At 69.7% G+C, this 13,556-nt stretch carries 13 protein-coding genes; 4 read left to right on the top strand and 9 right to left on the bottom strand.

The genetic code is table 11. The features are described from left to right. Window positions 1-27: 27 nt before the first annotated feature. Both FHX52_RS05370 and FHX52_RS05365 read right to left on the bottom strand, forming a co-directional pair. A complete protein-coding gene (locus FHX52_RS05370) occupies window positions 28-1,017 on the bottom strand; it encodes a hypothetical protein (RefSeq protein WP_141820584.1) in 990 nt (329 codons plus the stop codon). A 136-nt stretch (window positions 1,018-1,153) separates the two neighbouring features. Further along, window positions 1,154-1,900 carry a hypothetical protein gene (locus tag FHX52_RS05365; RefSeq protein ID WP_141820582.1) on the bottom strand — a complete coding sequence of 249 codons (747 nt, stop codon included), beginning with the start codon at window positions 1,898-1,900 and terminating at the stop codon, window positions 1,154-1,156. Window positions 1,901-2,125: 225 nt separating this feature from the next. Between FHX52_RS05365 and FHX52_RS05360 the strand changes: the two genes are divergently transcribed. The 4 genes from FHX52_RS05360 (at window position 2,126) to FHX52_RS05345 (ending at window position 4,720) form a co-directional block, all read left to right on the top strand. Then, window positions 2,126-2,332 (top strand): ubiquitin-like protein Pup, encoded by a 207-nt coding sequence (locus tag FHX52_RS05360; protein WP_141820580.1) that lies wholly within the window; start codon window positions 2,126-2,128, stop codon window positions 2,330-2,332. After that, window positions 2,329-3,162: a proteasome subunit beta gene (prcB, locus tag FHX52_RS05355; protein ID WP_141820578.1), complete on the top strand. Its 834-nt coding sequence runs from the start codon at window positions 2,329-2,331 to the stop codon at window positions 3,160-3,162. The genes FHX52_RS05360 and prcB overlap by 4 nt, the downstream gene beginning before the upstream one ends. Further along, window positions 3,159-3,974, top strand: coding sequence for a proteasome subunit alpha (prcA, locus tag FHX52_RS05350; RefSeq protein ID WP_141820577.1), 816 nt, complete (start codon window positions 3,159-3,161; stop codon window positions 3,972-3,974). Before prcB ends, prcA begins: the two co-directional genes overlap by 4 nt. Window positions 3,975-4,153: 179 nt before the next feature. After that, complete coding sequence (locus FHX52_RS05345; RefSeq protein WP_141820575.1) at window positions 4,154-4,720, top strand: hypothetical protein; 567 nt, start codon at window positions 4,154-4,156, stop codon at window positions 4,718-4,720. Here FHX52_RS05345 and FHX52_RS05340 read toward each other — a convergent pair. The 7 genes from FHX52_RS05340 to FHX52_RS05310 all read right to left on the bottom strand — a co-directional run bounded on the left by FHX52_RS05340 (window position 4,701) and on the right by FHX52_RS05310 (window position 13,500). After that, window positions 4,701-5,613 (bottom strand): IS5 family transposase gene (locus FHX52_RS05340; RefSeq protein ID WP_185747075.1). Its coding sequence is split into 2 segments (ribosomal slippage): window positions 4,701-5,240 and window positions 5,242-5,613, totalling 912 coding nucleotides; the frame shifts between segments, so codons are not numbered across the junction. The genes FHX52_RS05345 and FHX52_RS05340 overlap by 20 nt on opposite strands. Before the next feature lie 505 nt (window positions 5,614-6,118). Further along, window positions 6,119-7,339: a coiled-coil domain-containing protein gene (locus tag FHX52_RS05335; protein WP_141820572.1), complete on the bottom strand. Its 1,221-nt coding sequence runs from the start codon at window positions 7,337-7,339 to the stop codon at window positions 6,119-6,121. 159 nt (window positions 7,340-7,498) lie between these two features. Next, on the bottom strand, window positions 7,499-8,458 hold the full coding sequence (locus FHX52_RS05330) for an ABC transporter permease (protein ID WP_141820570.1): 960 nt from the start codon (window positions 8,456-8,458) through the stop codon (window positions 7,499-7,501). Window positions 8,459-8,470: 12 nt separating this feature from the next. Further along, the gene (locus FHX52_RS05325) at window positions 8,471-9,487 is read right to left on the bottom strand and encodes an ABC transporter permease (protein ID WP_141820567.1); all 1,017 of its coding nucleotides are present in this window, start codon (window positions 9,485-9,487) and stop codon (window positions 8,471-8,473) included. Beyond that, complete coding sequence (locus FHX52_RS05320) at window positions 9,484-10,608, bottom strand: ABC transporter ATP-binding protein (RefSeq protein ID WP_141820565.1); 1,125 nt, start codon at window positions 10,606-10,608, stop codon at window positions 9,484-9,486. The genes FHX52_RS05325 and FHX52_RS05320 overlap by 4 nt, the downstream gene beginning before the upstream one ends. After that, window positions 10,605-11,666 carry an ABC transporter ATP-binding protein gene (locus FHX52_RS05315; protein ID WP_141820563.1) on the bottom strand — a complete coding sequence of 354 codons (1,062 nt, stop codon included), beginning with the start codon at window positions 11,664-11,666 and terminating at the stop codon, window positions 10,605-10,607. Before FHX52_RS05315 ends, FHX52_RS05320 begins: the two co-directional genes overlap by 4 nt. A 22-nt stretch (window positions 11,667-11,688) precedes the next feature. Then, window positions 11,689-13,500, bottom strand: a complete 1,812-nt coding sequence (locus tag FHX52_RS05310; RefSeq protein ID WP_141820561.1) for an ABC transporter substrate-binding protein — start codon at window positions 13,498-13,500, stop codon at window positions 11,689-11,691. Window positions 13,501-13,556 lie beyond the last annotated feature (56 nt).

Raw genomic sequence — 13,556 nt, 5'->3', positions numbered from 1 at the left:
GCCGACCCGCCTGTCGCGCAGTCGAACTCAGGTGCGACGCAGCACCCCGACCTCGATGAGGTGGTCGACGGCAGCTCTGACGGCGCGCTCGGCGCCGGGGTGGTCTCCGTGGGTGCGACGTGCCGCGTCGAGGAGCGTCGCGTCCGTGGCACCCGGCCCGGCGGCATACCAGAGAGTGAGGGCCAGCGGCCCGAGGTGCACGGGGCTCTCCCCGACGAGGACCAGCCCCTCCGACCCGTCCCGTATGCCGTCGACGACGTCGGCGCGCACGATCCGTCCGCGCCCCTCGGGTGACTCGCCCGCCGACGGGCGGTCGGGCAGAGCGCTCCAGCTCGGTGGCTCCGCACGAGCAGCTTTGTGCAGCAAGAGCTTCCGGAGAGGCGCTCCGAGTGTGTGAGCCTCGGCATACGTCGCGGTGAAGCAACCGGCACCGCGCGACGCGACCTCCGCCAGACGCCGGAGTGGGCGCTCCAGGCGGAGCAGCGCGCTCGTGTGGCCGACGAGCTCGAGCACTGCGTCAACGGTTGCGACGGGGGCAAGGAGGGGGCTCCCGTCGTGCGTGGGGTCCCGCTGCAGCAGGACGACCGCGTGGAGGCTGAGCTCGTCGGGGCAGGGGAGCAGGCCGAGCCGGTCGGGCCCGAGCAGCGACTTCACTGCAGTGCGGTCAGGGTCGTCGATGACGGCCAGCGGCTTGGGGAACGGTGGGACACGGCCGTCCGCGAGGACGGCGACGGTCTCGTCGGTGACGTAGCCGAACGGGCCACCCGTGGCTCCCGTTGCCGCGAGCTGTGCGGCGGCGGTCGTCTTGCCGGTGCCCGACGTCGCGACGAGCGCGATCACCTCGCCGCCCCGACCGCTGAGCCCGGCGGCGTGGAGCATGACCGCCGAGCCGGCGAGGTAGTCGATGCCGAGGTCGTTGAGGTCGTGGACGAGCCGCGCCTCGAGCTCGGCTGAGCGGTAGGTCCGTGTCGGCAGCGAGCAGGGTGCGCACCGGCGTGGTCGGAGCCGGAACGACACAGCGTGACCAGGCCTGCAGCACCTGGGCACGGGCCGCCCGGCCGCCGACGCGCACCGCGAGCACCTCGTCGAGGATGCGGAGGCAGAGCGCACCGTCGGCATCGGCGCCGACGGTGCGCGTCGTCGCGCGCAGGGCTCAGTCGCCGAGCGAGTCAGCGGAGGGTGCAGCGGACGAGGTCCGCGCATCCGACTGTCCGGCACTGCACGAGTTGAAGTCGGGCTCGGGGCGCGTGGTGCGCCAGGCGTAGCCGCTGAAGGGCAGGCTCGTGTTGAGGACCCAGCCCGGGTCGTTCGCGCCCGGCGCAACCGCCGCCGTGGATGGGTGGCGCTGCAGGACGAGGTTGACCTGGACCGCGTCGCGCGAGCCGCTCGGTGGGGTGCCGGTGGCGACGTCGGAGTACGGCCTCGGGTCGGACGTGCGGTAGGTCAGCGAGAAGCGCTGGCACCCACCGGCCTGCCCGACGGGTGCGAGCTTGAACGGGTCGCGGAAGCCTGCGCCGGGGCCGTTCTGGTCGTTGTGCTGGCCGTTGACCTCGATCTGGAAGTTGTCGAGGCTGTCGGTCTCGCGAAAGCGGTACCAGCCGGGGTCGCTCGTGCAGTTGCAGATCTCGACGTAGGACGGCAGAAAGACGAGGCCGTAGTTGGTGCGAATGCGCGGCACCGCGAAGGCGCCGCTCTGAGACAGGTCGCGGCAGACGGCGTCGAGACGGACCCGGCCGGCCGGGCCCAGCGTGACGGATCCGGTGACGGTGCACTGGCTGATGCCGGCGTGGGCTGCCGGCGCGCCGACGGCCAGCACGGGCACCGACCACGCGGCCCCCTTGACGATGGTGCGACGTGTCTGGCTGCGCACAGGCACGACTGAATCGTGAGCGATGCTCATGGATACTCCCCCGAGTAGATGTGTTGTGAAGTTGTGTGCACGACGGGATCTCGCCGGCCGTGCTCAAGGTAGCAGCGCGCATCCGCCGTGCAGGGGGTTTGTCAACACCCGAGCTTCGACGGTGCCCCGTGCTGCCCCGTGCTGCCCCGTGCTGCCCCGTGCTCGGACCGGACGGGCTCACGCGTTAGGGTCGGGGGACGAGGCCACACGTCCCAGGAGGTAGCCATGCCGGGTCAGGAACACGCAAAGCCGCAGCGCCGTGAGGACGAGGTGCCCGATGCCCCGGAGGCACCCCCGGCGGCGCCGGCCGGAGCAGCGGTCAAGGAGGGCCTGACCGACGACATCGACAGCGTCCTCGACGAGATCGACGGTGTGCTCGAGGCCAACGCCGAGGAGTTCGTGCGCGGGTTCGTCCAGAAGGGCGGAGAGTGACGGCCGACCCCAGGGGCCGAGCCCGCCGGCTCGACGACGCCTTCCTCGTCGCCGGCAGCTCGTCCTTCACCGACTTCATCGGGGCCTACCGCCCCGAGCTGCTGCCCTCGGGTCGACCGCTTCCGTCGGGAGCGAGCCTCGAGGCGCCGCACGGAACGACCATCGTCTCCCTGCTCTTCGACGGCGGCGTCATCATGGCCGGCGACCGTCGAGCGACGATGGGCAACATCATCGCCAACCGCGACATGGAGAAGGTCTTCGCCGCCGACAGCTACAGCGTCGTCGGGATCGCCGGCACCGCCGGCGTCGCGATCGAGCTCGTCCGCCTCTACCAGGTCGAGCTCGAGCACTACGAGAAGATCGAGGGCGCGATCATGTCGCTCGAGGGCAAGGCCAACCGCCTCGCCTCGATGATCCGGGGCAACCTCGCCCTGGCCATGCAGGGCCTGACCGTCGTGCCGACCTATGCCGGCTTCGACCTCGAGACCGACATGGGGCGCATCTACTCCTACGACGTCACGGGCGGCTGCTACATCGAGGGCGGACACCACTCGACCGGCTCCGGCTCGGTCTTCGCCCGGGGCTCGCTCAAGAAGCTGTGGCGTCCGGGCCTCGCCGAGGAGGTGGCCGTCGGCATCGCCGTCGAGGCGCTCTACGACGCCGCCGACGACGACTCGGCCACCGGCGGCCCCGACCTCGGTCGCCAGATCTGGCCCACCGTGGCCGTCGTCGACCGGACGGGCGCCCGCTTCGTCTCGCAGCCCGACCTCGAGGCTCACGTGCAACGCATCGTGGCCGCCCGGCGCGACAACCCCGGAGGTGCGCGATGAGCATGCCGTTCTACGTGCCGCCCGAGCAGGTCATGAAGGACCGGGCGGACTTCGCGCGCAAGGGAATTGCCCGTGGCCGCTCGGTCATCGTGCTCGGCTACGACAAGGGCATCGCCTTCGTCGCCGAGAACCCCTCCCGTGCCCTGCACAAGGTCTCCGAGATCTACGACCGGATCGCCTTCGCCGCGGTCGGTCGCTACAACGAGTTCGAGAGCCTCCGGGTCGCGGGCATCCGCTACGCCGACCTGCGGGGCTATTCCTACGACCGCACCGACGTCACCGCGAGGGCCCTCGCCAACACGTATGCGCAGACGCTCGGTGCCGTCTTCACCCAGGAGTCCAAGCCCTTCGAGATCGAGATCGTCGTGGCCGAGGTCGGGCTCACGCCCGAGGAGGACCAGATCTTCCGGCTCACCTACGACGGGTCGGTCGCCGACGAGCAGGGCTTCGTCGTCATGGGCGGCGCGAGCGAGAAGGCCGAGGAACGGCTCGGTGCCGCCTGGCGCCCCGGCCTCTCGCTCGGCGAGTCGCTGCGGCTCGCGGTCGACGTGCTCGCGGCCTCTGGTGACAACGGCGACCGCCGTGAGATCGGGGCTGCGCAGCTCGAGGTGGCCGTGCTCGACCGGGAGCGTCCGCGCCGGACCTTCCGGCGCATCGTCGGCCCTCTGCTGACGGGCCTGCTGAGCCATGTCAACCCCACGGCGGACGCCCCGAGCGCAGACGAGGGCCACCCGGGCCATCCCGAGGTGCTGAGCGGAGACACCACGGACGACGGCACATCGACACCGAGCGACCCGGGTCCGCCCGCCTGACTGGCGCAGGGCTGGTGCCCGGAGGAACTCGGGCCGGCAATCCCGCTAGTCGCCAAGACACCCCTGCGGAGGCGTCCGACAATGCCGATGAGTGACGATTTCGGATCGCCGCGTTCTAGCCTGTCGTGACTCAGCTGGTATTCCGGAACGGTTGGAACGCCGCAGACGAAGGGGGAGACGTGGGAAACGTGACTGCGTCCGCGACGGTATTGGCTATGGGCACGCCGGATTACGACTCGGGGGGACGACTCAAGGGCTGGGAAGGCAATCCCTACTGGACGATCGGCTTCGCCCAGAGTGCGGATAGCGGAGCGGCAGCCTCGTGGGAGCGCTTGGCACTGGTCGTGGGCAAGGCGTCGCGCCAGTTCATGAACATCGACGAGGAAGGGAACCATGTCCCTGATGACCAACTCGGCCTCGGCGCTTACACGCCAAGTTATGTGTCCGATCCGTACCTAACCCGCCGAGGCGTCTCCGTCTATGGCGACACGGGGGGGTATCTGACAGTGGCGATGGGCGAGGCGATGCTCCAGGTGCTGATCGAGACACTCGGCCAGCTTGCTTTCGACACGCACATCACGCGCTATGAACGAGACTCGGACATCGTGACGTGGAGGCCTCCGCACCTCCCAGGAGGCGAGCCGAGGGTGATTGCGCGTGCCGTTCGGTGTGTCGTGAACAACGGAGTCCCCGACGTGATCACTGAATACCTAGGGCGTGTCTCCCTTATGCCCGTAGCCAGGTGATCAGAGCGCAGATCGTGACGGCTGCCCGGTAGGTGATGGCGAGCTTGTCGTACCTGGTGGCCAGGCCTCGCCATTGCTTGGCGACGTTGAACGATCGCTCCACCACGTTGCGGTCCTTGTAGGTTTCGGCGTCGAACGCGGGCGGCCGGCCCCCGGCGCTGCCACGACGTCTGCGGGCAGCGATGGCGTCGCTCTTCGCGGGGATCACGGCCTTGATGCCGCGGCGTCGCAGCTCGGCGCGGATCACACCGGTCGCGTAGGCCTTGTCCGCGATCACCGCGTCCGGACGGGTCCGTGCCCGACCCCGACCCAACCGTGGGACGTGGATGTCAGCGAGGACCTCGACCAGCATGGCGCCGTCATTGCGCTGTCCTCCAGTGACCACCATCGCCAGCGGTCGGCCCTTGCCATCGACCGCCTGATGGATCTTCGTCGTCAGCCCGCCACGGGAGCGGCCAACGCCGTGACCTGCAGGTTCACACTCATGAACCGGCAGATTCTTGTAGTTCGAGCACGCCCCCTGTGTCCTGCTCGGGGCGGCGGGTGTTCGTTGCATGCTGGTGCGCCCGGGTGATGGTGGCATCCACCGACACCCGCCAGTCGACCTTCCCCGCGGCGTCCGCCTCGGCCACGACCCGCGCCAGCACCCGGTCCCAGGTGCCGTCCGCGGCGTAGCGCCGGTGCCGCTTCCACACCGTCTGCCACGGGCCGAACTCACCCGGCAGGTCCCGCCACGGCATCCCGGTCCGGTAGCGGTAGACGATGCCCTCGACCACTCGCCGACTGTCCCCGAACGGGTGGCCCCGACGCCCGACATTCGAGGGGAGCAACGGCTCGATCCGAGCCCACTCGCTGTCACTGAACACCCGGAACCGTGAAGGCTGCTTCGTCACCGCCCCAGACTGGCGTGCGCTCCAGGCGCCATAAGGGAGACACGCCCTAGATACTCAAGGCGGCTGGACCCCGTCGTTGGCCGATGCCCGAGTCTTCGAGCGCGATGAGCGCGGGACGCATGGCGCAACCTGGGACTTCGCAGGGCGTCTCGCGCTCTCCATGTACGAGCAAGCGTGACGTTTCCGTCACCGAGGCGCCGTCGCGTCAGGAGCCGCGCCTTGGGGTCGAGGCGAATGGCGTGGGCCTAGCGCCGCGGCGTTGGCTGGCATCCGGCGGACTCTGACGCATTGTCATGCCGCTGTCCGCGCTCGCCAGGCCACTACAGACGGGAACACGCCGCTGCTCAACTGCCTGGAGGCAGGCATGAAGCCCGTGGTCCCACCCCCAGACCGGGGGGCAACATCGGGACGCCCTGCGGGCCACGCGGCATACGGCAGCGGCAGGATGTGACGGAGGCCGACCACCCTCGTGGGTGGACGGCCTCCGTCGTGCAAGCCCTGGGTCTCAGTTCGTCGAGGCGCCCACGGGCGCGTTGCCGCGCTGGTAGTAGGACGACGCGGTCGATCCGTAGGACTGCTCGCCCGGCTCCTCACCGTTGGCGTCGGGCTCGGCGTCACCGCTCTGCTCTGCCGACTGGTCGACCGGCTGCTCGGAACCGGCGTCGTCGCTGGTCTCGTGCTGGCCGCTCTCGTCGGTCGAGTCGTCCTGCTGTGCCTGCTGAGCCTGCTGCTGGGCCGGCTGGTCGGACCCCTCCGCAACCTCTGCGCGCTCCTGCTCGGCTGCCTTGGGAGCGGCGGGCTCGCTGCCGAGGACGTCGGCGAGAGCGCCGCCACCGAGGGTCGAGAGCATCTGACGGACGTTGGACAGCTGGGCGGTGATGCTGTTGCGCTGGGCCGTGGCGGCCGCCAGCTCCCGGTCGGACTCCTCGCGCAGGCGCGAGGCGTGGTCGCGGGCCTCGGAGACGATCTGGTCGGCCTGTGACTGGGCGTTCTCGAGCGTGCGCTCGGCCCGGGCCCGCAGCTCGGCGGCCTCGCGCTCACCGCGCTCGGTGATCTGGCGCAGGCGCGTCTCGGACTCGGCGAGCAGCTGCTCCTGCTGCTTGCGGCGCTGCTCGAACTCCGTGTCGGCCTGCTCACGGCGGGCGGCGAGCGACATCTCGAGCTCGGCGGACGCGGTGGAGGCACGCAGGCGGTGGGCCTCGAACTCGGCCGCGGCCTCCTGGCGCTGGGCCGCCGTGACGCTCTGCGCCTCGGCGACGATGGCCTGGGCCTCGCGGTTGGCCTGGGCGATGATCCGCACGGCCTCCTCGTCGGCGCGAGCCCGGGCCTGCTCCGCATACGTCGTCGTCGTCGACTTGAGCTCGGCTGCCGTGCGGTTGGCGCGGTCGCGGATCTCGTCGGCCTCGGCGACTGCACGGGCCTTCATGTCGGAGGCCTCCTGCTCGGCGAGCGTGAGGATCTGGGCGATCCGCTCCCCGAGGTCGGAGAAGGTCTGCGCGGGCGCAGGCGTGTTCTGCTTCTTGAGGTCGGCCATCACCCGTGACTGCTGACCGAGCTGCCCCCGGAGGTCGGTCAGGGCCGCGTTGAGCTTGGTCAGCTCGACGCTGCGTTCGGCAGCGTCCTTCTTGGCGGCCTGGAGGGTGCGGTTCTGCGACTCGATGAACGAGTCGACTTCTTCGGGCTCGTAGCCGCGACGAGAGAACTTGAAGTGTGGTCTGTCGATCATGACCGTCCAATGCAGGGGTGAAGCTGGGGAGGGGTGGACAGCCGCCATTTTGACAGGCCCCACCCCAACACGCCCAAGCAGGTCCGGCTTCGGTTGGGTCACGGTCGGGGCGAGGAGCGGTCTGGGCCGGTTTGGGAGGGCTTTCGACGGCGCTGAGGCTCAGTGGAGCCGCACGCGGGGGTCGAGCACGGCATAGAAGATGTCGACGACGATGTTGGCCACGACGACCGCCAGCGAGGCGAACAGGACGATCCCGATGATCACGGGCAGGTCCTGCTGGTTGATGGCGTCGATGGAGGTCTTGCCGAGGCCCGGCAGGCTGAACACCGTCTCGGTGACGACGACGCCACCGACGAGGGCGCCCACGTCGATGCCGAACTGGGTGACGATCGGGGTCATCGCGGAGCGCAGGGCGTGCCGCGTGATCACCCGGCTCTCGCGGATGCCCTTGGCCCGCGCTGTGCGCACGTAGTCCTCACCGAGGACCTCGAGCATCGAGGCCCGGGTGAGTCGCGTGTAGGTGGCCGCGGAGACGAGGGCGAGCGTGAACCACGGCAGGATCATGTGCTGCAGCCACGGCCAGAAGCCGTCGCTGAGCGGCGCGTAGCCGCCCGGCGGGAAGATCGGGTAGCCGGCGACGGTCAGCTGGTAGTAGAGGAAGTAGAGCAGCAGCAGGCCGAGGAAGAAGGTCGGCATGGAGTAGAAGAAGAGGGCGAAGGCGGTGAGCGAACGGTCGACGAACGAGCGCGGCCGGATCGCCGAGACGACGCCGTTGAAGACGCCCATGACGAGCCAGATGATGGCGCCGCCGGCGACGAGGCTCAGGGTGATCGGCAGTGCCTGCGCCATGATCTCCGTGACCGGCACCTGGTGGTAGTAGTCGTAGCCGAGGTCGCCGTGGATCGCCTTGCCGAGGAAGTCGAGGTACTGCTTCCAGATCGGCTGGTCGAGGCCGAGCCTCGCCGAGATGAGCGCGACCGTCTCGGGGGTCGCCTGGCGCCCCGCCAGGGTGCGTGCCACGTCGTTGGGGGCGATGAAGAAGAGGGCGAAGACGGCGAGGGAGATGAGCCACATGATGAGCAGGCCCAGGGCCAGCCTGCGGAAGAGGAAGCGTGCCATCGACTCAGCTCCTCACTCGAAGATCCGGTCGCTGCGCGGGTCGAACGCGTCGCGCACCCCGTCGCCGAAGAGGTTGAAGGCGAGGGTGGTCATCAGCAGGGCCATGCCGGGGAAGACCATGAACCACCACGCGGTCGTGTAGTAGTTCTGGGCGTCGCTGATCATGCCGCCCCAGTCGGCCGTCGGCGGCGCGAGCCCGAGGCCGAGGTAGGACAGCGTCGCCTCGACGACGATGACGACCGGGATGAGCAGGGACGCGTAGACGATCACCGGGGCGAGGATGTTGGGCATGATGTCGACGAACATGATGCGGCGGTCGGAGGCGCCCAGCGACCGTGCCGCCTCGACGAACTCCCGCTCCCGCAGCGACAGCACCTGTCCACGGACGATGCGGGCGACCGCCGCCCAGCTGAAGAAGCCGATGACGAGCACGGTGACCGTGAGGCTCGGCCCGGTGATCGACACGAGGGCGATGGCGACGAGCAGGAACGGGATCGACAGCACGAGGTCGATGAGGCGGGCGAGCAGCGTGTCGACAGCCCCACCGAGGAAGCCGGCCGCCAGCCCGACGACGACGCCGATCAGCACCGTCATGAGCGTGGCCGCGACGCCGACGAGGAGGGAGACCCTCGCGCCGTAGGCGATCCGGACGAAGATGTCGCGCCCGAGGTCGTCGGTGCCCAGCCAGAACTCCGAGCTCGGGGGGAGTGGCAGGCCGTCGGGGGACAGCCCGGTCTCGCGGTACTGCTCGTTCGGCGGGTGTCCCGTGATCGCCGTCGTCACCGGGGCGAAGATCGCAAGGAGGATGATCAGCCCGATGACGACGAGGGAGACCATCGCCACCCGGTCGCGTCGCAGCCGTTGCCACGCGAGGAGCCAGGGGCTGCGACCTTCGATGTGACGGGCCTGCAGGGGCCGCTCGTCGCCGGCTTCCGGCGTGAGGAAGGCCGGCGCCTCCGCCTTCGGTTCGAGGTCGGTCAGCCGGGGTGCTGTCGGGTCCGTCGGGTCGTGGGGAGGGACGATGCTCATCGGGACTCTCCTCCGGGCTCCTTGGTCGCCGCCGCCTCGAGCGGGAAGGCGCCGTCGCCGACGCGCTCGGTGGCGTCGATGTCGGGACGGGCGAGCGAGAGGTCCTCGCCGACGGTGAGCGGGTGGTGGCAGGCGGTCGGGTGCCCCACGGCGTCGCCGAGCACCGGCAGCAGGGCCGGCTCGGTCGCGACGCAGTCGTGACGCGCCTTGGGGCACCGGGTGTGGAAGCGGCAGCCCGAGGGCGGGTCGGTCGGAGTCGGCAGGTCACCGGAGAGGACGATCTGCTCGCGGCTGTCGGCGAGGTCGGGGTCGGGCACCGGGAGCGCTGAGAGCAGGGCCCGGGTGTAGGGGTGGCGCGTCGTGCTGAACAGCTCGGGCGTCGGCGCTGCCTCCACGACCTTGGCGAGGTACATGACGGCGATGCGGTCGCTGACGTGTCTCACGACCGACAGGTCATGGGTGATGAAGAGGTAGGTGAGCGAGAACTCGTCCTGCAGGTCGATGAGCAGGTTGATGATCTGGGCCTGGATGGAGACGTCGAGCGCCGACACCGGCTCGTCGCAGATGACGAGCTTGGGGCGCAGGGCGAGGGCCCGGGCCACGCCGATGCGCTGGCGCTGGCCGCCCGAGAACTCCGCGGGGAAGCGGTTGTAGTGCTCCGGGTTGAGCCCGACAGTGGCCATGAGGTCCTGCACCTTGGTCTTCAGCTCACGCCCGGTGGCGGTGCCGTGGATGACGAAGGGGTCCCCGATGATCGCGCCGACCCGGCGGCGCGGGTTGAGCGAGCCGTAGGGGTCCTGGAAGATCATCTGGACGTCGCGGCGCACGACGCGCATCTCGCGCCGGTCGAGGTGGGTGATGTCGCGGCCGTCGAACCAGACGGTGCCGCTGGTGACGTCGTAGAGCCGCGCCATGCAGCGCGCGAGCGTCGACTTGCCGCAGCCGGTCTCACCGACCAGGCCCAGGGTCTCGCCGGTCTGGATCTCGAGGGTGACGTCGTCGACCGCGTGCACCTGGGCGGTGTTGCGGCGCCAGCTGCCGGAGCTGACGGGGAAGGACTTCGTCAGCCCCTCGACGCGGAGCAGGGGCTCGTTCTTCGGCTGGGTCATGGACTCGGTCATGGCCGCACCTCGACGCGCGTCGCGGAGGCGCTCTCCTGCGGCTGGTCGGGCTCGCGATCGACGCGGGCCGCCCGCAGCGCCTCACGTTCGCTCAGGACGGGTGTCAGCCAGCAGGCCGAGGCGTGGTCGGGGTCGTCGAAGACCATGCGCAAGGGCGGTGTCTCCCGCCAGCACCGGTCGAACGCATACGGGCAGCGAGGAGCGAAAGGGCACCCGGCGGGCAGGCCGATGAGCGACGGCGGCACCCCGAGGATGGGCGTCAGGCGGTCGCGGGTGCCGCCCTTCGCGGGGAGCGAGCCGAGCAGGCCCTCGCTGTAGGGGTGGTGGTTGGCGTAGAAGAGCGTGCGCCGCGGCGCCCGCTCCATGGCCGACCCGGCATACATGACGACCACCTCGTCGGACATCTCGGCGACGACTCCGAGGTCGTGGGTGATGAGGATGATCGCGGTGCCGAAGTCCTCCTGCAGGCGCCGCATCACGGCCAGCACCTGCGCCTGCACCGTGACGTCGAGCGCCGTCGTCGGCTCGTCGGCGATGAGCAGCACGGGGTCGAGTGCCATCGCCATCGCGATCATGACCCGTTGGCGCATCCCGCCCGAGAACTGGTGGGGGTAGTCGTCGATGCGGGTCCGGGCATGGGGGATGCCCACGACTCCCAGCAGGTCTGCCGCGCGGCGCCGGGCCGCTGACGTCGACACGCTGCGGTCGTGGGCGCGGATCATCTCGACGATCTGCCAGCCCACCGTGTAGTACGGGTGCAGGCTCGAGAGCGGGTCCTGGAAGATCATCCCGATGCGAGCTCCGCGGATCGTGCGGAGCACCTCGGAGGAGGCTCCGATGAGCTCCGTGCCGTCGAAGCGGGCCGACCCGCTGACCCGGGCGCCGCTCGTCAGGCCGGTGATGGTCTGCGTCGCGACGCTCTTGCCCGAACCGGACTCGCCCACGATCGCGAGGGTCGAGCCGCGGTCGACGTCGAAGGAGAGCCCCCGCACCGCCTCCAGCACCCCGTCGGGGGTGTTGAAGGCGACGCGGAGGTCACGGACCTCGAGGAGAGCCATGGTGGCGGGGTCCGGTTCTCGCTCAGCCGCCCTGCTTGTCAGGGCTCAGCCACACGTTGGTCGGGTCGAAGTTCTGGATCGCCGGCACGTAGACGGCGCCCTGCACCTGGCTCGCCCGGTAGTTGGCCTGCTGCGGGTTGGTGATCGGGAAGAACGGCGCATCCTTCATGACCTGCTGGTCGGTCTGCGCCCACATCGAGGCTGCCTCGTCCTGCGTCTTCGCCGAACCGGCCTGCTGGATCATCGTGTTCGTGGCAGCGCTGTCATAGAGGCCGAAGTTGCTGCCGTTGGGAGGGAAGGCGGCCTTGCCGTAGAAGAGCGGGTTGAAGAACGACAGGGCGGCGTTGCCGTACCAGTCGGCCTCCCACCCGGCCACGGCCAGGTCCCAGACGCCCCGCTGGGCGACCGTGGGCACCTGGAGATACTTCGTGTAGAAGTCGGCGTTCGGCGACGGCACGCCCACGACGGTGACGCCGATCTTCGAGAGGTCCTGCTGGACGGTCTGGAAGGTCTTGCTGCTGCCCTGCGACGAGTTGCGGTAGAGCATCTTGAGGGTGAGCCCGTTGGGGTAGCCCGCAGCCGCGAGGTCAGCCTTGGCCTTGGTCGCGTTGTAGGGGTAGAGGTCGAAGCTCGAGGAGCCACCGATGATGTTCGACGGCAGGACGTGGCTGAGGGGTGCGTTGAGCTTCGGTCCGCCCAGCACCTGGATGATGTTGGTGCGGCTCATCGCCTCCGAGAGCGCCTGGCGCACCTTGACGTTGCCCATGGCGCCGTTGGTGTTGGGCGAGACGGTGTTGAAGACGACGTAGGGGTTGGTCGACGCCGTCGGTCCGAGGTTGAGGTTCGGGTCCTTCTGGGCGATGAGCGCGGGCAGCTGCGAGGGCGGCGGGAAGTTGTCCCATTCCATGTCGGCAGTCGGCGTGCCGGTCTGCAGCTGCTGCTGGGTGGAGTCCTGGGTGACCGTCTCGTTGACGACGATCTTGTCGACGTAGGCCTTGCGGATCGGGTCGGAGCCGGCGCTCCACGCCGGGTTGCGGGTGAAGGTGATGTTCTTCGTCGGGGAGTAGCTCTCGATCATGTAGGGGCCGTCGGAGATCGTGTGTTGCGCCAGGTCTGCGCTCGCCGGCACGTAGGCGTCGTACTCCTTCGGCGCGGGCGAGAAGGCGGGCAGCGTGAGCATGTCGGGGAAGTAGCTGGCGGGGTGGGTCAGCGTGAACTGGACGGTGAGGTCGTCCTTGGCGACGACTCCCGGCAGGGCCGTCGACTCCAGGTATGCCGGCATGGCAGCAGGCGTGTGACCGACCTTGGCGAAGCCGTCGCAGAAGCCCTTGAGCCCGACGATGAGGTCGAGGTAGTCCGGCAGGCCCCCGAACGGCTGCGCGGGGTTGCACGTGCGCTTGACGCCGCGGACCACGTCCGCCGCCGTCACCTGACGGGCGGGCGAGGTGCTCCACTTCGGACCGGACCGGAGGGTGATCGTGTAGGTCAGGCCGTCGCTGCTGATGCCCTTGCCGGGAGTCGGCATATCGGCCGCGAGGTCGGGCGCCGCCTGGGTCACCTGTCCGTTCTGGGCGGGGTAGGTGAACAGCTGCCGGCTCCACTCCCGCAGGCCGAGGTAGCCGATGCTGTAGTAGCTGATGTTGGGGTCCATGTAGTCGACGTCGCCGCTGCCGAGCATGTTGAGGGTTCCGCCCCTCACCGCTGCGGCGCCGGCGGAGCTGCCGGGTGCGGTGCTCCCCGTGCTACCGGTGGACCCGGTGCTGCACGCCGTCAGTCCCAGCCCGACGGCTCCGATGGCGGCCACCCACGTGAGCGCCCTGGTGTTCCTGGTCATGAGGTCCCTCTTCCGTGACGGGCACGAGTGCCCCCTTCGGCGGCCTCACTGGGAGG

The sequence above is a fragment of the Humibacillus xanthopallidus genome (genome assembly GCF_006717145.1).
Classification (GTDB): Bacteria; Actinomycetota; Actinomycetes; order Actinomycetales; family Dermatophilaceae; genus Humibacillus; species Humibacillus xanthopallidus.
Note: the sequence above shows the minus strand (reverse complement) of the source record. Positions and strands in the feature narration are given on the sequence as shown.